This is a genomic window from Sphingomonas arvum, from assembly GCF_026013565.1.
Lineage (GTDB): Bacteria > Pseudomonadota > Alphaproteobacteria > Sphingomonadales > Sphingomonadaceae > Sphingomicrobium > Sphingomicrobium arvum.
The window spans coordinates 653,192-669,737 of record NZ_JAPDOB010000001.1 but is presented as its reverse complement, the minus strand read 5'-3'; the positions used below and the strand labels follow the sequence as shown (position 1 = coordinate 669,737).

20 protein-coding genes and 1 tRNA gene are annotated in these 16,546 nt (G+C 68.9%); 4 read left to right on the top strand and 17 right to left on the bottom strand.

All coding sequences use genetic code 11. The features are described from left to right. Positions 1-51: 51 nt before the first annotated feature. The 8 genes from folE to OMW55_RS03265 form a co-directional block, all read right to left on the bottom strand. Positions 52-660 carry a GTP cyclohydrolase I FolE gene (folE, locus tag OMW55_RS03300; RefSeq protein ID WP_264880793.1) on the bottom strand — a complete coding sequence of 203 codons (609 nt, stop codon included), beginning with the start codon at positions 658-660 and terminating at the stop codon, positions 52-54. Beyond that, the gene (locus tag OMW55_RS03295) at positions 657-1,970 is read right to left on the bottom strand and encodes an FAD/NAD(P)-binding protein (RefSeq protein WP_264880791.1); all 1,314 of its coding nucleotides are present in this window, start codon (positions 1,968-1,970) and stop codon (positions 657-659) included. Before OMW55_RS03295 ends, folE begins: the two co-directional genes overlap by 4 nt. Beyond that, complete coding sequence (locus OMW55_RS03290) at positions 1,960-2,196, bottom strand: DUF6356 family protein (RefSeq protein WP_264880790.1); 237 nt, start codon at positions 2,194-2,196, stop codon at positions 1,960-1,962. The genes OMW55_RS03295 and OMW55_RS03290 overlap by 11 nt, the downstream gene beginning before the upstream one ends. An 18-nt stretch (positions 2,197-2,214) precedes the next feature. Then, positions 2,215-2,291: transfer RNA gene (locus OMW55_RS03285), tRNA-Arg, on the bottom strand. A 92-nt stretch (positions 2,292-2,383) separates the two neighbouring features. Further along, on the bottom strand, positions 2,384-2,578 hold the full coding sequence (locus OMW55_RS03280; protein ID WP_264880788.1) for a hypothetical protein: 195 nt from the start codon (positions 2,576-2,578) through the stop codon (positions 2,384-2,386). A 17-nt stretch (positions 2,579-2,595) separates the two neighbouring features. Further along, positions 2,596-3,435: a carbon-nitrogen hydrolase family protein gene (locus OMW55_RS03275; protein WP_264880786.1), complete on the bottom strand. Its 840-nt coding sequence runs from the start codon at positions 3,433-3,435 to the stop codon at positions 2,596-2,598. After that, positions 3,432-3,686, bottom strand: a complete 255-nt coding sequence (gene grxC / locus OMW55_RS03270) for a glutaredoxin 3 (protein ID WP_264881987.1) — start codon at positions 3,684-3,686, stop codon at positions 3,432-3,434. The genes OMW55_RS03275 and grxC overlap by 4 nt, the downstream gene beginning before the upstream one ends. 38 nt (positions 3,687-3,724) lie before the next feature. Next, the gene (locus OMW55_RS03265; RefSeq protein ID WP_264880785.1) at positions 3,725-4,459 is read right to left on the bottom strand and encodes a ComF family protein; all 735 of its coding nucleotides are present in this window, start codon (positions 4,457-4,459) and stop codon (positions 3,725-3,727) included. 40 nt (positions 4,460-4,499) lie between these two features. Between OMW55_RS03265 and OMW55_RS03260 the strand changes: the two genes are divergently transcribed. Together OMW55_RS03260 and OMW55_RS03255 are read left to right on the top strand one after the other, a co-directional pair. Next, a complete protein-coding gene (locus OMW55_RS03260; protein WP_264880784.1) occupies positions 4,500-5,255 on the top strand; it encodes an SAM-dependent methyltransferase in 756 nt (251 codons plus the stop codon). 87 nt (positions 5,256-5,342) lie between these two features. Further along, complete coding sequence (locus tag OMW55_RS03255) at positions 5,343-5,549, top strand: Flp family type IVb pilin (RefSeq protein WP_407822092.1); 207 nt, start codon at positions 5,343-5,345, stop codon at positions 5,547-5,549. 10 nt (positions 5,550-5,559) lie between these two features. Here the strand turns inward: OMW55_RS03255 and OMW55_RS03250 are convergent, their stop codons facing one another. The 5 genes from OMW55_RS03250 to OMW55_RS03230 form a co-directional block, all read right to left on the bottom strand. After that, positions 5,560-7,029 carry a M48 family metalloprotease gene (locus OMW55_RS03250; protein ID WP_264880782.1) on the bottom strand — a complete coding sequence of 490 codons (1,470 nt, stop codon included), beginning with the start codon at positions 7,027-7,029 and terminating at the stop codon, positions 5,560-5,562. Between the two features lie 78 nt (positions 7,030-7,107). Continuing rightward, on the bottom strand, positions 7,108-8,049 hold the full coding sequence (locus tag OMW55_RS03245; RefSeq protein ID WP_264880780.1) for an acetyl-CoA carboxylase carboxyltransferase subunit alpha: 942 nt from the start codon (positions 8,047-8,049) through the stop codon (positions 7,108-7,110). Positions 8,050-8,062: 13 nt separating this feature from the next. After that, entirely contained in the window at positions 8,063-8,911 is an 849-nt protein-coding gene (locus OMW55_RS03240; protein WP_407822117.1) for a tyrosine-type recombinase/integrase, read from the bottom strand. A gap of 38 nt (positions 8,912-8,949) precedes the next feature. Then, positions 8,950-10,743, bottom strand: a complete 1,794-nt coding sequence (locus OMW55_RS03235; RefSeq protein ID WP_264880778.1) for a hypothetical protein — start codon at positions 10,741-10,743, stop codon at positions 8,950-8,952. Beyond that, a complete protein-coding gene (locus OMW55_RS03230) occupies positions 10,727-10,888 on the bottom strand; it encodes a hypothetical protein (protein ID WP_264880776.1) in 162 nt (53 codons plus the stop codon). The genes OMW55_RS03235 and OMW55_RS03230 overlap by 17 nt, the downstream gene beginning before the upstream one ends. A gap of 49 nt (positions 10,889-10,937) precedes the next feature. Here OMW55_RS03230 and OMW55_RS03225 point away from each other — a divergent pair, with 49 nt between their 5' ends. Both OMW55_RS03225 and OMW55_RS03220 read left to right on the top strand, forming a co-directional pair. Next, complete coding sequence (locus OMW55_RS03225) at positions 10,938-11,498, top strand: shikimate kinase (protein ID WP_264880775.1); 561 nt, start codon at positions 10,938-10,940, stop codon at positions 11,496-11,498. After that, on the top strand, positions 11,495-12,565 hold the full coding sequence (locus OMW55_RS03220) for a 3-dehydroquinate synthase family protein (RefSeq protein WP_264880774.1): 1,071 nt from the start codon (positions 11,495-11,497) through the stop codon (positions 12,563-12,565). The genes OMW55_RS03225 and OMW55_RS03220 overlap by 4 nt, the downstream gene beginning before the upstream one ends. Here the strand turns inward: OMW55_RS03220 and OMW55_RS03215 are convergent. The 4 genes from OMW55_RS03215 to OMW55_RS03200 are packed head-to-tail and all read right to left on the bottom strand — an operon-like array spanning position 12,562 to position 16,542. Next, complete coding sequence (locus OMW55_RS03215; protein ID WP_264880772.1) at positions 12,562-14,319, bottom strand: monovalent cation:proton antiporter-2 (CPA2) family protein; 1,758 nt, start codon at positions 14,317-14,319, stop codon at positions 12,562-12,564. The two genes, OMW55_RS03220 and OMW55_RS03215, sit on opposite strands and share 4 nt — an antisense overlap. Next, positions 14,316-14,732 (bottom strand): iron-sulfur cluster assembly scaffold protein, encoded by a 417-nt coding sequence (locus OMW55_RS03210; protein ID WP_264880771.1) that lies wholly within the window; start codon positions 14,730-14,732, stop codon positions 14,316-14,318. Before OMW55_RS03210 ends, OMW55_RS03215 begins: the two co-directional genes overlap by 4 nt. Beyond that, complete coding sequence (gene cysS, locus OMW55_RS03205; protein WP_264880770.1) at positions 14,729-16,036, bottom strand: cysteine--tRNA ligase; 1,308 nt, start codon at positions 16,034-16,036, stop codon at positions 14,729-14,731. The genes OMW55_RS03210 and cysS overlap by 4 nt, the downstream gene beginning before the upstream one ends. Next, a complete protein-coding gene (locus OMW55_RS03200; protein ID WP_264880769.1) occupies positions 16,033-16,542 on the bottom strand; it encodes a CvpA family protein in 510 nt (169 codons plus the stop codon). Before OMW55_RS03200 ends, cysS begins: the two co-directional genes overlap by 4 nt. Between the last annotated feature and the right edge of the window lie 4 nt (positions 16,543-16,546).

Below are 16,546 nucleotides of genomic sequence, written 5' to 3'. Positions count from 1 at the left end.
TCGAAGGGGCGGTTAGGCGGAGCCGCGGCGCTTGCCAACCCGCGAGCGGGGTCAGCAGCCCATCAGCGCCAGCACTTCCTTGCGGCTGCGCTCGTCGGCGCGGAAGGTCCCCATCATCCGGCTGGTGGTCATCATCACGCCCGGCGTGCCCACGCCGCGCGCGGTCATGCACGCATGGCTGGCCTCGATTACAACGGCCACGCCCTGCGGCTGCAAATGCTCCCAGATGCAGTCGGCGACCTCGGCCGTCAGCCGTTCCTGCACCTGCAGGCGGCGAGCGAAGCCGTGCAACACGCGGGCCAGCTTGGAGATGCCGACCACCCGGTCGCGCGGCAGGTAGGCGATGTGCGCCTTGCCGATGATCGGCGCCATGTGGTGCTCGCAATGCGACTGGAACGGGATGTCCTTAAGCAGCACAATCTCGTCATAGCCGCCGACCTCCTCGAAGGTCCGGCTGAGGTGGACGGACGGATCCTCCTCATACCCTCGCGCATATTCCTTCCACGCGCGCGCCACACGGGCGGGCGTGTCGACCAGGCCTTCGCGCTCCGGGTCGTCCCCGGCCCAGCGGATCAGGGTGCGGACCGCCTCCGCCACCTCCTCGGGAACCGGCAGCTTGGCCGGCGGCTGCACCGGGTCGCCGTCGTCGGGAGTGCTCATCTCGCGCCAATCTCCGCCGCAATGTCTTCGGCCGCCGCCGCCGCCTGGCCCCGGATGTCGGGCACGGCGGTGATTTCCCAATAGCGGCCCTTGGTCAACGGCCCGAGCGCCCACAGCCGCTCGCCCGCCCGATCGCGCTCATCCACCTCGAGGCCGATGCCGAACCGGTCCGCCCGCACCTCCCCGCGCGCCAGCAGCCCGGCCAGCAGCGCATCGCGAGTTTGTGCGATTTCGCCCAGCGGTCCAGTGCAGTTCACCGCCAGGCCAAAGCGCCGCTCGACCTCGCTTCCCCGGCGACGGCGGATCAGGGCCTGCACCTCCCCGTCGTCCGCGCCGAGGCTCACCAGGCGCCCAGCCATGACTTGCAGCCTGCCATCGGCAATCAGCGACTTGAGCTGCTCCGCGACCTGCGGCGCGAGCCGGTGCCGGTGGATGTCCCACCACGGGCGCGCGTGGCGGATGAATCGCTGCTCCTCCACCCCGTTGAAACTCTGCCAGATGGCATGGCTGTGCGGCCGCAGCGCATCCACCGCCGGCCGGAAGCCGACCTCGGCCGAGCGGCGCCGCAGCCAACGCGCCAGCTTGCGGACCGAACCGAGCGGAAGCTCACCAAGCTCGACCGGTGCGGGCGGCGCAGCCGCGTGGGCATGGGCCCGCGGCACCAGCCCACGCCGCGACAGCGCCGTGATCCGGCCGCTGTGCCCGGCCTCGGCCAGCGACAGCACGGTGTCCACCATGGTCAGCCCGGTCCCAATGATCAGCACGTCGCTGTCGCGCTCGGCCGCGCGCTCGATTGCCTCACGTGCTGCCTCGCTCCACGGATTGGCGATGTACAATTCATGCGGCAGGCGCTCGGCCACAGGCAAGGGTGCGGGCGGCTGGTTGCCTTGCGCCAGCACCAGGCCCTGCGCGGAGACCTGCCGTCCATCGTCAAGGCTGACGCGCCACCCGTCGGCTGTGCGCTCGGCGCCGGTCGCGATCGCTTCCGCCACCTTCACCTCACTCGCAGCGAGCTGGTCGGACAGGTAGCGGCCAAACGCGCGCCGCTCCGCGAACTCGCCCCCGCCAAGGCCGCTCCAATGGACGAAATGATCGGGCTGGTCGGGCCACGCGCTCATCTTTGCCGCTGGCACGTTCAAAAGGTGGGCAGGATCCGTCGTCGCATAGGCGACGCCTCGCCCGGCGCGGCCGGAGCCGTCGATCACCACGCTCCGCACACCCCGGCGCGCCAGGTGGAGGGCGGTCATCGTGCCCGAGAACCCGCCACCTATAATCGCGACCGGCACGCGGCCGGCCTCGTCAGATCTCATAATCGGGCCAGTCCGGAGCCGCCGCGCGCCGCTTCTGCATGTGGTCGTGGAGGCGCAGCACTGTGCGGCCCGCAGTTTCGGTGAACCAGCCGGGTACGGCCGCATGGACCAGGCAGGCCGCGCCCGCGCCGATCATGGATGCGCCAATCCGCACCGCACCGGTGGCGTGCCCGGCCCAGCTCATGCCCAATGAACGCGGATGATCGGTGAATAGCCGGCCCAGCACCTCTTCCTCCCGAATCGATGGTGACCCCGACAGGATTCGAACCTGTGACCTACGGATTAGGAATCCGGCGCTCTATCCTGCTGAGCTACGGGGCCTTGTCTGATCATGCCAATCTTGACCAACGCCGCTGTTAGAGCAGCCAAGCCCACAGATAAAGTGCAGGCAAGCGCGACCGGAGGGTAATCGCTCAGCCGCCCATTCGTCGGCGCAGCTGGCGGAGTAGCACCCGGTGGGTCAGCCGGGCAAGGAAGATGGCGGCAGCCATGATCGCCAGCAGCGCGGCAGCCCAACGCGGCCCGTGGGCGGCCCGCACCAGCAGCGCCAGACCAAGCAGCACCCAGGCGCCAAGCGCCGCGCCGCGCTTACGCAGCAGCAGCGACACCCTGCCCACGCCTCGCATCAGCGCGCTGGCACGCGCTCCACCGGCGGAACCGGCCGGCGGTGGAGAAGCGCCGGCACCCGCGAGCGGACCTCGGCGATCCGCGAAAGGTCCAGCTCGGCAAACCCCAGCCCCGGCGCTCCGTCCATCTCCAGCCTGAGTTCGCCCCACGGGTCTGCGACCAGGCTATGACCGTAGGTCTCGCGCCCGTCCTCGTGCCGGCCTGCCTGCGCAGCGGCGACCACGAACAGCCCGGCCTCGATCGCGCGGGCGCGCAGCAGCACTTGCCAGTGCGCCTGTCCGGTCGGGACCGTGAAAGCGGCCGGCACCGCGATGGTGTCGGCTCCGGCCTCCGCCAGCGCCGCGAACAGCGCGGGAAAGCGCAGGTCGTAGCAGATGGTCAGGCCCAGCCGGCCGACCGGCGTTCCCTCCACCACGACCGCTCCTGCGCCCGGCGCATAAGATGCCGACTCGCGCCAGCTCTCGCCCGTCGGCAGGTCCACGTCGAACAGGTGCAGCTTGTCGTAGCTGGCCCGAAGCGCGCCGGCGGCATCGATCACGAAGCTGCGGTTGACCAGTCGCCCCTCGCTGCCGCCCAGCACCGCCAGGCTGCCGAGGTGGATCCAGATGCCTTCTCGCGCCGCCGCTTCGCGCACCGCGGCGAGCACCGGGTCCTCGTCCGTGGACCGCCAATGCCGTGCTGCGCGTTCCCGATCCCGGTCGAGCAAGCCGCTCATCTCGGGCGTGAACAGCATCGCGGCCCCGCCCGCGCTCGCCTGACGCACCGCTCGGGCGAGGTCCGCCGCATTGCGGGTTGGGTCGATCCCGGTCTGCGCCTGGAGCAGCGCGATCCGGGTCATGCGGCCAGCATCGCGTCCAGCTTGCCCTGCCGCTCCAGGGCGAACAGGTCGTCGCAGCCGCCGACATGGCGGCCGTCGATGAAGATCTGCGGCACGGTCATTCGGCCGGACCGGTCGATCATCTCGTCCCGCTTGGGACCGCCGCCATCAAGGTTGTATTCCTCGATCCGAACGCCCTTGCCTTGCAAGAGGTCCTTGGCTCGAAAACAGTAAGGACAGGTGCTCTTCGAATACATCTCAACACGCGCCACGAGCATGCTCCATTCTTGATCAACGGCTCAACGCAGCACTAGACGATGCGAGCCGGAGCGACCACCCGCGCCCAGGCAAGCAGCTCAACGCTGGCCGCTCCCTTGCGCTTCAAGATTCGCGCACACGCATCGGCCGTGCTTCCCGTCGTATAGACGTCGTCCACGAGCACTAGGTGGCGACCCTTCACAATTTGTCCGGGACGGAGCGTAAAGGCGCCCTGGACTGCCCGGCGCCGCTCGCTTGCGCTCATACCCTTGAGCTTGGGCGTGCTCTTCGTCCGCTGCAGCACGAATGGATCGTTCGGCCGGCCCGACAGCCGGGTCAGGGCGGCGGCGATCAGCTGCGCCTGGTTGAACCCACGGCTCCACAACCGCGAGCGATGCAGCGGTACGGGCACCAGCAGCGCGTCCGGGTGAAGCTCGGCCAGCGGACGCTGCATGTAGCCGGCCATGGTCCGCGCCAGCGCCGTCTTGCGCCCGTACTTGAGCCGCAGCACCAGCGAGCGCGCCTGCTCGCCATAGGCCACCGCCGCACGGATCCGATCCAGCGCTCCGCTGTCCGCCAGGCACGCTCCGCACGTGTCAGCCGCTGTTGCCTCCAGCGGCAGGCCGCAGCGCCGGCAGCCACCACCCATGAAGTCCAGCTGCGGCCAGCATTCAGGACAGAACAGGCCAACAGCTGAGGTGATCGCCCCGCAGCCCGCACAGCGCGGCGGCAGCGCGAAGTCCAGCGCCAGCTGCAGCGGTCGGCGAAGGGCACGGGAAATCCTCATCAGGCTTGTCCACCCTGGATTCGACCGGCACAGGCATGTCATGGCCGACCCATTGTTCGATAAGCAAGCCCTTGCGCTGCGGCGATCTCGCGCAGCGCGCCAGGGTCCGCGGCTTTTCCTGGCCGAGCGGATGGTCGCCGACGTGGCCGAACGCCTCCAGATGGTGAAGCGGCGGTTCGGGCGCGGGCTGCTGGTCGGCTGCCCCGACGAGCGCCTGGCCGAGCCGCTCGGAGGCGCTGCCGATCAGCTGGTGCTCGCTCCCGTCCTAGAAGACCTTGCCCGGTTTCCGCCGACCAGTTTCGAACTCCTGATTGTACTCGGGCAGCTGGACACAACGGACGAACTGCCGGCGATGCTTCAGGCAGTGCGCCACCTGCTCGCACCCGGAGCGCTGTTCATGGGTGCCTTCCCGGGCAACGACACGCTGCCTGTGCTGCGCTCGGCGATGCTGGAGGCCGACCAGGCGAGCGGTCATGGGGTGGCGCCGCGCGTGCATCCACGGATTGGCGCGAGCGCCTTTGCCGGCCTGCTGCATTCCGGCGGGTTCGAGTTGCCCGTCGTCGACGTCGACCGGGTCCGCTTGCGGTACCGCGCCTTCTCCGACCTTGTCGCTGACCTGCGCGGCATGGCCGCCACTAACGTGTTGGCCGGCAGGTCCCGGCAGGCGGTCGGCCGCGCTGGCCTGGGCGCTGCTCAAAGAGCATTCGCCGGGGCCGGCGACGAGGCAGGCACCATCGAAACGGCTGAGCTGATCCATTTCGCCGCATGGACTCCGGCAAATAGCGAAACTGCCTAACTCGGACTTAACCGCGACTCCGGCACAAGTTGTTAACTTCACCGGCCGTAATCCTCTCCGCGTGGACGTGGACCAGAGGAGGGTGGCGTGAGCGCTATCCGATTGATGCTGCGCAGGTTGCGCCGCGATGAGCGCGGGGCGACCGCGATCGAATATGGGTTGATTGTTGCCTTGATCGCCGTGACCTGCATCGGCGCCTTTAGCATGATGGGCGGCGGCACTGGCGGCATGTGGGGCAACATCAAGGATCAGGTTCTGCCCGCACTAGGTGGTCCAGCAACGCCGGCGAGCTAAGCCGGTCGGCTCACCGCTCCCGGGTGCCGTAGACGACGAGTTTGACCCGCTGGCCAGGCACGAGTCGCTCGCCCACCTGAAGCCCGTTCAGGGACAGGAAGCGCTCCACCTGGAAGTTGCGGTAGGCCATTCGGCTCGCCAGCGACTGCACCGTATCGCCAGCGCGAACTGTCGCCACGTCGATCACCCGCGGCCGGATCTGGGCCGCCTCGCCCACTGACAGCCGCCGCACGGAGTTCACCATCGGCGCGAACGGCCCGATGCCCCGTCCACCCTGCGTCAGCATGACGAAGTGGTAGGCCTGGTTGGGCGCGAATTCATAGGCGAACACGCTGACGTCAACGATGCCGGACGAGGTCTGCGCCCGGCCGATCACGTAAGTGGCCGGGATGCCGTTCACGTTTGTGCGGTTCTGGTCCACCACCTGCAACTGCACTTGCCCGCCAGTCAGCCCCTGCAAGACCTGGCCGATGTAAGCCTGCATGTTGCCGTTGTATGGCCCCGTCGAGAATTGCGCTTTGCCCGCGCTGCCGCTGATAGTCACCGCATCCGTGCCGTTCTGCATCAGGTAGCCGGTCGGCACTGCGAACTGCAGGCGAAGGTCGGGGTGGGTGAAGGTGCGTCCATCGATCACGCCCTGAGCTGGATCGTCGTCGACCATCACGCCGCGCACTTGGTTCAGAAATGCATCACGGTTGGTGATGCCGCCGCCCGCACGCCCGGTCGCGCGCGACAGTTGGCTCGCTTGGGCCACCCGGTTGGCGGAGTTAGGATGGGTCTGCGCCCATTCGGGCGTCTGCCGTTGGTCGCCGCCCTGGATGCGCAGCTCCAAGGCGTCCGCCCGGCCCAGCGCCGCGAGCATGGTCGCCGACGCGTTCGGGTCGTATCCCGCCTGGGCCAGGTAGCGGATGCCGAGCTGGTCGGCCTGATATTCCTGTTGCCGACTAAAGCTGAGCGTCGACAGCACCGAGCGGGTCTGCGCCCATTGCGAGATGGCTTCGCCGAAGCCGCCGCCGATGAAGCTGCCGAAGATCGCGCCCAGAATGCCGTTGATGGTGTTGCGGCGGGTCGCCTCCTGTCGTGCCTGCGCGTGGTTGGCGGCAACGTGCCCAACTTCGTGACCGACGACGAAGGCCAGCTCGGCCTCGTTGTTCATGATGCCCATCAGCTGGCGGGTGATGTAGACGTAGCCGCCCGGCACCGCGAAGGCGTTCTCCACCGCCGAGTTGAGCGTTGTGAAGCGGAATGCCCGGGGGTCGACCCCGGAATAGACGGCCATGCGCCGCCCGACTTGGTCGACGTAGGCAGCTCGCGCGCCGGTCTCGGCTCCGCCGAACTCGGCCACGAGCGCATTATGGTCGCGCTGCGCCTCCTGGACATAGCGGACCGGCAGCCCGCGCGAGGCTGTCTGGGCAGTGACAACGCCGGGAACAATGGCGACCCCGGCCGCCGCAAGCATCAGCAGTGACTTTTTGCTCATAATAAGGACTCGTACGGTTGATCGTTTTCGCCAACCTGAACGGGTCCTCCCACTTGCCAGTTCCTTGGCGAAGCGCGCTCAGCCGATCGCGAGGAACTTGGCCCGGCGGCCCTTGCGCAGTTCATCGCCGCTCTGGCCCGCAAGCGAGTCCAGCTCTTCGACCAGCGCATCCTTGAGGTTCGTGATGGCGCCCGCGGGGTCGCGGTGCGCGCCGCCCAGCGGCTCCGGCACAATCCGGTCGACCACGCCGAGGCCCGCCAGATCAGCGGCAGTTATGCGCATCGCCTCGGCGGCGTCGGCGGCCTTGTCGGCAGTCCGCCACAGGATGGACGCGCAACCCTCGGGCGAGATGACGGAATAGACCGCGTGCTCGAACATCAGGACTCGGTTGGCCGCGGCGATGGCGACCGCACCGCCCGAACCGCCCTCGCCAACGATCACCGACACCAGCGGCACGCCCAGTGCGAGGCACTGCTCGGTCGAACGGGCGATAGCCTCCGCCTGGCCGCGCTCTTCCGCCTGCACTCCCGGAAATGCGCCTGGCGTGTCAACGAGGCTCACCATCGGCAGTCCGAAGCGGTCCGCCAACTGCATCAGCCGGATTGCCTTGCGATAGCCTTCGGGCTTGGCCATTCCGAAATTGTGCTTCAGGCGGCTCGCGGTGTCGTCCCCCTTTTCGTGGCCGATCAGGACCACGCGTCGCCCCCCAATCCGCGCTAGCCCGCCGACGATCGCCTGGTCATCGGCGAACGCCCGATCGCCGGCCAGCGGCAGGAAGTCGTCGGCGATGCCCGCCACATAATCCTTGAAGTGCGGCCGCTCGGCATGGCGCGCGACCTGCGTCTTCTGCCATGGCGTCAGCTTCGCGTAGGTATCCTTGAGCAGCCGGTCGGACTTCGCCTCGAGCCGCTCGATCTCCGCATCGATGTCGATCTCGCCCGAGTTCGCCGTTTCGCGCAGTTCCGCGACGCGCGTCTCCAGCTCGGCGATCGGTTTCTCGAAATCAAGGTAGGTCTTCATGGCGCCGCGGGGCCTAAGCCCGGCGGCGGTCGGTGGCAAGCGGGTGCGCCCGGTTCACCAGCTCCACCAGCCGCGCGCTGTCGACATGAGTGTAGATCTGGGTGGTGGCGATGTCCGCATGGCCGAGCAGCGCCTGCAACGCGCGCAGGTCCGCGCCGCCAGCCAGCAGGTGCGTTGCAAACGCATGGCGCAGCACGTGCGGGCTGACCCGTTCCGGCGCGATCCCCGCGTCCGCCGCCATCGCCCGCACGATCTGGAACAGCCGCACGCGGCTGAGGTGCGCTTTTCCACCGGGAAACAAGAAACTGGTCTTGGCTGGCACGTGCGGCAGCCATGCGGCGACTGCCGCATGCGCCCGCTCGGAGATGGGCACCAGCCGCTCCTTGGCGCCCTTGCCGCGCAGGATCAAAAACGGCTGCCCGGGGCGGAGCGCCGCCCGCGGCAGGCTGACCAGTTCGGTGGCGCGCAGCCCCGATCCATAAAGCAGTTCGATCAGTGCGAGGTTGCGCAGCGCCGTTGGCTGCCCGCTCACCGCGCGATCCTCCGCCGCCTGGAACATGGCATCGACCTCGTGCGGCTCAAGGATGCGCGGCAGCGGCCGTTCCGTGTTCGGGCGCGGCAGGGCGCCGGATGGATCGTCCGTCCGCAAGCCTTCCTCGTGCAGGAACCCGTAGAACCTCCGCAGGGCCGCCGATCGCCGCGCAACCGTGGCAGGGGACAGCTCGGCCCAGGCGGCGCCCAGCTGGCCAAGCTCGTCGCCACTCGCTTCGCCCAGCCGGCCAACCCGTTCGGCCGCAGCGGCCAGGTCGTTGCGATAAGCAAGCAAGGTGTTCCGCGCGGCTCCGGCCTCCGCCGCCAGCATCTCGCAGAAACGGTCGACCAGAATCCGGTCGTCACCGTTCACGTGCGGGCCAGCGCCTCGGCCGCGATCATTCGCGCATTGTAGCCGAGGCCTGCCAGGCGCATGGCGTTCAGCGCGTGCAGCAGCTGCGCCGCCGGCACCCGCGTGAAGCTCGGCGCCTGCAGTCCGATGGCGCCGAGGACTACGGCCGTGCCCGCCTGCCGCCGCTGGCCGGCGCCGTCCACCAGCCGCGTCCACACCGACGTTCCGCCAAGGCCCAGCTCGTTGCGCTGGCCAAGCCGGCTCGCTTCCTCGGCAGAGATTCGCCCGGTTCCGACCAGCCCTGCCACCAGCAGCTTGCTGCGCTGCTTGTCGCGGCTGTCGTCACGGCCGATGAAGTCCTCGATCCGGCTGGAGCTCACGTCCACGTCAGCCTCGGTACCGAGCGCAAGCAACGCCCAGGCGCGATCGCCCGCCGCACCGTCCATCTGGCCGACGGCGCGCGCCCACCGCGCTGCCTGCTTGTCGTAGCCGCCCGCCAGCATGGATGCGACCAGGTTGACGGCATCATCGCCCAGCTCGGGGTTTGGCGTGATCCGGGTCGCCGCCAGCGACAGCATGGCCCGCGACGCCTGCCGTTCCAGTTCGCCATCGCCCTGCCGCCAGAGCTCGCGCATGGCGGCCAGCCGCGCGTTCGAGTCCCGCCCGACGAAGGCGGTGCGCAACCGCCACGCATCCGTGCCCGGCAGGTCGGATGGGTCGGTCGCATCGTAGATCTGAGAATAAAGGTCGACCAGCGCACTCGACGACAGCACGCCCAGGCCCGCCGCCGTGCGGGCGAACGGCAGGCGCGCTTCCGGCGAGAACAGCGGGGCCCGTGCGGCCCACGCCCGAACCTGCGGGCTGGCGGCTGTCATAAGCCGGTCGGGCGGCATCAGCCCTGTCGCTGCCGCCAGGCCGAAGCGCCAGCTGGTCAGCGTATCGACCGGCTCCCATTCCACCGTGGCCGCGCGGCCGGTGCCCTCGCCCGCGCCCACAACCTTGTCGGCCAGCACAAGGTCGATCCCGCCGATTCGGCCGCGCCGCCGCGCCTGCTGAATTTGGGCCGCGGCGCTTGCGCCCTCGCCGTCCAGCGCCGAGCAGATTGCCTGGGCGAGCGGCAGGATCCGTGCCTCCGACCCTGCCATTTTGTCGCGCAGTGGACACAAGCCCGCGGGGTCGGCGGTCGCCAATGCTGTCTGCACGGCCACTTGGGTCAGCTTGGGCGTGAAATCATCGACGTCGACACCGGACACCAACATGCCGGCCGCGTCCGCCTCCCCCATACGCAGCAGCAGCCAGGCCCGCTCGGCCGTCCAGTCGGCACCGTTGACGCCGAACGGCGCCTCGGCCCGGGTCAGCAACGCGTTACGCAACGTGATCAGAAGCCAGCGGGACGGTAGCGGAGTTGATTGCCGGCGCAGCAGCCCAGACAGGAAACGCCCGTCTGCCGCGCCCCAAGGATTCTCTCCATAGCCCCAGCGCGTCGGATCAAGCACGCCGGCCCGCCGCGGATCGCGGCGGGACTCGTCCGGAATTTCGACCGGCGGCGGTGGCGGCGCCAGCTCGGCCTCCGTCAGCTCGTCGCTCTCGACCAGTTCGCCGCCCTCGGCAGTCGCCGCGGGACGAGGCCGGGGTCTGGCCGCTGCCGGACGCTCCGCCGAATCCGTCAAGTTGCTCGCCGGCTGCGGCGTCGGCGCGGGCGTCGTCTCGTTGCCGAAGCCCGGCGGGAGGATCACCTCCTGCGCCAGAGCCGGGGCCAGCGCCACCCCGGCAAGCCCCGTCAGCAGGAGGAGCTTAGCCCTGCTGGCCACGGGCGACGTCGACCTCGATCGGCTTTGTGGGCACCGGCTTGGCGCTGTTCGCAATAACCACGATCCCAGCGATCAGCACAGCCAGGATGACGAGGAGAATCAGGGGGCCGCGCATCGGGTGCGGCGGCCGTCGGTGGATAGCCATGAGGCGGGCTTTTGCCCAAGCGGCAAGCGCCTGTATAGCCCTTCGCGTTATGAGTGCCCGCGATGGATCAGGACTGTCCCGCCGGCTCGACCGCCCCGTCGTGCTGGTCGGGCTGATGGGCGCGGGCAAGTCCACGGTCGGCCGTCGTCTGGCCCGGCGCCTCGGCTTGCCGTTCGTCGACAGCGACGCTGCCATCGAGGACGCTGCCGGACTGACTGCCGGGGAGGTGTTCGAGCGCTACGGCGAGGCGGACTTCCGAGACGGCGAGCGCCGCCTGGTCGCGCGCCTGCTGGACGGCGGCGTGCGGATAATAGCCACGGGCGGCGGCGCCTATGTCAACGCGCAGACCCGCCGGCTCCTCAATGAAAAGGCGATTACCATCTGGCTCGACGCTCCAACCGACCTGCTGGCGGAACGTACTGCGCGCCGCCCCGAAACCCGCCCACTGCTGAACAAAGGCGACCGGGCTGAAATACTCCAGTCGCTTATCGAGCAGCGCCGGCCCAATTACGCCGAGGCTCACATCCGGGTCGTCAGCCAGGGCGGCAGCCATTCCGACGTGGTAGAGACCATCATTGCGGAGATGAACCGCTTCCTGGACGCGCGTTGAGCATCGTTCCGGTCACCGCGGGCAGCGACCATTACGACGTGCTGATCGGCCCGCTGGCCGACAGCGCCGAGCGGCTGCGAACCATATCTTGGGGCCGGCGGCTGCTGGTTGTGACCGAGCCGAAGGTATGGGCGCTGCACGGCGAGAAGCTGGAGGCCGCGGTCTGCTGCACGCCGGTGTTCGTGCCGGAGGGCGAAGATGCCAAGCAGTGGCCGCACCTGCAGGAACTCGTAGCGGCATTTGCCGGCCACAACCTCGACCGCAAGCGCCCGGTGATCGCGTTCGGCGGCGGTTCGGTCGGTGACCTGACCGGCCTCGCCGCAGGCCTGTTCAAGCGCGGCTTGCCGGTGGTGCACGTGCCCACCAGCCTGCTCGCCCAGGCCGACAGCGCGGTTGGAGGAAAGACCGCGATCGACGCCGAAGGGCAGAAGAACCTGGTCGGCCTGTTCCATCAGCCCGCACTGGTGCTGGCCGACCCGGCGCTGACCCTCACCCTCGACCACCGGCAGTTGCTCGCCGGCTATGCCGAGGTGGTGAAGTACGGCCTTATCGACGATCCGGACTTCTTCACCTGGTGTGAGGCGAACGGACCCGCCCTGCTCGCCGGCGAGCTCGCGCTGCGCGGTGAAGCGGTGACCCGCTGCGTGGCCGCCAAGGCACGGTTCGTCGCGGCCGACGTGGAGGACCGCACCGGCGTCCGGGCACTGCTCAATCTCGGCCATACGTTCGGCCATGCGATCGAGAGCGCCGCTGGCCTCGGGGTGGTGCTGCATGGGGAGGCGGTGGCGCTCGGCACGGTGCTGGCCTTCGACTTCTCCGCCCAACTCGGGCTCTGCGCGGCAGACGACGCTGCCCGGGTGCGCCGCCATTTCGCCGCTGCCGGCTTGCCAACCACGCTCACCGCGACGCCGCTCGACCGCGCGGCCCTGCTCCCGCTAATGGGCGCCGACAAGAAGAACGAAGGCGGCCGCCTCCGCCTGGTACTCACCCGCGGCATCGGCCAAGCGTTCCTCAGCGACGGGGTGGAGTCGGGGCGTTTGGCCGCGTTCCTGGAGCGGGCGGCCTAAATTTTCCGCTCCTCGTCCTCCAGTGGCCGCTCCGGCGCGAAGCTCTTCTCGAACCCGCTGTGCAGGTCGCCGCTCGCGCTCTGCAGCTGAAGCCGCTCCCCGTCGCGCTGACGATACTCCCGCTCGACCCGGCCCACCTCGCGCTCTGCAATGCCGAGTCGCTGCAAGGCCAAACGCCCCATCACCACCGCGCTTTCGAACACTTCTCGCTGCATCAGTCCGACGTCCAAGCCGTCCAGCGCCAGCATCTGGCGCCGGTCGAACACCCGCACCATCACCAACGCCTGCGGGAACGCCTCAAGGATCGGCCGCAACCGATCGGCGTCGAGCTCCGGGTCGTCGTGGCAGAACAGGATCGCCTCGGCCGTGTCCGCCCCGGCCATGCGCAGCAAGTCGATCCGGGTGCCGTCGCCATAATAGACCTTGGTTCCGAACTCGCTCGCCAGCTCGATCTGGGTCGCCTTTAGGTCGATCAGCGTCACCGGAATGCGCTTGGCCATGAGCATCTGCGACACGGTCTGGCCGAACCGGCCGTAGCCGACCACGATGGCATTGGTCTCCGGCGAGAACTCCGGACCTTGGAGGTCCGGCTCGACGTCCCTTCGCCGCGCCTGCAGCCAGCCGATCAGCCGCATCAGGAACGGGGTCGCGGCCATCGAAAGGGTGACCACGGCCCCGAACAGGCTGGCGGCTTCGGGGCTGATGATCTGCGCTGTGGTCGCCTGCGCGAACAGCACAAAGCCGAACTCGCCGGCCTGGCTGAGCAATAGCGCAAGGCTCACCGCCTGACCCGGGCGCGAGCGAAAGGCGCGTGCCAGAGGGTAAATGATCGCCGCCTTGACCCCGATCACCGCTGCGGCGAGCCCGACCACCCGCAACGGCTGGTGCGCGATGACCGACAGGTCCAGCAGCATGCCGACCGACATGAAGAACAGGCCGAGCAGGATGGAGCGGAACGGCTCCACATCGCTTTCCAGCTCATGCCGATAGGGGCTTTCAGCCAGCATCACCCCGGCGACGAACGCACCCAGGGCGACGGACAGGTGCAGGGCGTGCATCAGCGCCGCCGCCGCCATCACGGTGAACAGGCCCGCGACAACGAACAGCTCGCGTTCCGACAACCGCCCGATCAGTCGGAAGAACGGGTTCACCAGATAACGCCCGGCCAGCACCAACCCGATCACCGCACCGATCGTGTACAGCGCCAGCGTAAACCCCGCCGGTGCGTTCGGATCGGGGTTGCGGGACAAGGCCGCCAGCAGCGTGATCAGTGGGATCAGCGCCAGATCCTGAAGCAGCAGGATGGAAAAGGCCCGCTCGCCGTAGGGCGTGTTGAGCTGCCCGTCGCTACGCAGCATCGGTAGCACCTGCGCAGTCGAGGACAGGCCGAGTGGGAGCCCAATCACCAGGCTCGCCCCCCAGCTTACGCCCAGCCCGAAGTGGATCAGCCCCGCCAGCACCAGTCCGCACAGCAGCACTTGCGCGAGGCCGAGACCGAAGATGTCACTGCGAAGCCGCCACAGGCGGCTCGGCTGCAGTTCCAGCCCGACCAGGAACAGCAGTAGCGCGATCCCAATCTCGCTGACCTGCATGATGCCATCGGCATTGCCGACCAGCCCCAGCAGCTGCGGACCGACCAGCGCGCCGGCGACGATGTAGCCCAGGGTCGCACCAAGCCCCAAACGGCGGAACAGGGTCACGAACAGCAGCGCCGCCCCCAGCATCACCGCGCCGCCGGTCAGCAGCACCGTCATGCGCCCGCGTCCCGCAATGCCGCGATCAGCGCGTCGAATGGCAACAGCATGGCCCCGTGCCGTCCTGTCTTTGCCCGCGCCGGTGCAAGTACCTCGAACCCGGCCGGCGGCTCGCCAGAGCCGGCCAGCCAAGAGCGCATGGCGACCCGCGCGGCGACGATCTCCACCGGTGAGCGATGGGCAGCGAACTGCTGCAACAACGCCGCGCTGGCCTGCCCGAACGCGCAGGCCTGCACCTGCTGGGCGACCTGCACGAGCCGTCCGTCGTCGAGCCGCACCTCCGTCGTGATCACGCTGCCGCAGGTCGTCGAACGCTTCTCCGCCCGTCCGTGCGCGTCCGACAGGCTTGTCTCGAGCGGCAGCGACGCCGCCAAACGGAGGACTTCCAGCGTATAGACGGGCTCGGAACTCATGCCCTGCGCCAGGTGGTGCCGCCCGGCCCGTCTTCCAGCACGATGCCTTCACCCTTCAGCTCGTCGCGGATGCGATCGGCGGCGGCGAAGTCGCGCGCCCGCTTGGCCGCGGTGCGCTCGGCGATCCGGGCGTCAAGGGCGCTATCACCGTCTCCCCGGAACCATTGCTCCGCCGAGGTGCCGAACAGACCTAGAAGTGCGCCGCTGGCCTTCAGCGTGGCAGGATCGTCGATCAGGCTGAGGCGGGATATCGCCAGCGGAGTGTTGAGGTCGTCGGCGAGGGCTTCGCTCACCCCCCCGTCTAGCTTACCAGCGGCTGCGTCGCCGACTCTGCGGTAGAGTCCGTCCAGTTGCGCCTTGCTCTGCTCTACCAGCTTGTCCGTCCACGGCAGCGGCGAGCGGTAATGCGCGCTGAGCAAGGCCAGTCGCAGCACTTCGCCCTTGTGGCCAGCGTCCAGCAGCTCGCGCGGCGTCACCACGTTGCCCAGGCTCTTGGACATCTTCTCGCTTCCGAAGTCGACGAAGCCGTTGTGCACCCAGTAGCGCGCCAGCGGCTGGCCTCGGTGCGCGCAGCGGCTCTGCGCCGCTTCATTCTCGTGGTGCGGGAAGATGAGGTCGAGGCCGCCGCCGTGGATGTCGATCGTCTCGCCCAGGTGGGCGCGGATCATCGCCGAGCATTCGATGTGCCAGCCGGGCCGGCCGCGGCCCCAGGGCGAGTCCCAGCCGATCACGTGCGGCTCGCTCGGCTTCCACAGGACGAAGTCGCCCGGTGAGCGCTTGTAAGGGGCGACCTCGACGCGGGCGCCGGCCAGCATCGCTTCCCGGTCGCGCTTGCTCAACGCGCCATAGTCCGGGTCCGAACTGACATCGAACAGCACATGGCCCTCGGCCGCATAGGCGTGGCCGCGCTCGACCAGACCGGCGATCATCGCGATCATCGGCCCGATCTCCTGCGTCGCGTGCGGCGCCAGGTCGGGGTCGCGCACGCCCAGCGCGCGCATGTCGTCGAGGTAAGCCGCTTCGAACCGCCCGGTGATCACCGCCGGATCGACGCCCTCCTCAGCCGCGGCGGCGATAATCTTGTCGTCCACGTCGGTGATGTTGCGGGCATAGACGAGGCTGTCCTCGCCGTAGCTGTGCCGCAGCAGGCGCGCGAGCGTGTCGAACACCACCGCCGGCCGGGCATTGCCGATGTGCGCGCGGCCGTAGACCGTCGGCCCGCACACATACATGGTGATGCGCTTGGGGTCGGCGGGGACGAACTCGCGCTTTTCGCGGGCTTGGGTGTCGTAGAGCCTGATCATGATTTCTTGCCCGAGTGGCGGTAGCTGTCGACCATGTCGACGATCGCCCGGCCGCTGGCGTTCAGCAGTGGAAAGGTGCGGCTGGTGGTCATCCAGTCGGGCCGCTCGGCGTTCGGGCCGTAAACCATGTCCGTGGCGAGGTTGGCGAGGAGGAAGAACATCGCCGCGCCGACCAGCCCCTTGAGCATGCCGAACCCGCCGCCAAGGAAGCGATCGACGGGGCCCAGCACCGAACGACGGCTGGCGTGCCCGGCTTTCTGCGCGATCAGCCGCACGATGAAGTAGGTCGGCAGGAAGAGCAGGGCAAACGCCAGCACGGCTGCCGCTGCCGGCCCGCGCCCGCTGTCGACCAGCCAGCCGGTTACCGGCGCATGGAACAGCTTCAAGGCGATGATCGCCCCCAGCCAGGCGGCGAGCGCCAGCACCTCGTGCACGAAACCGCGGACGAAGCCCACCAGGGCCCCGCCGCCAAGCATCAGCAGCACGAAGATGTCGAGCGCGGTCATGGCA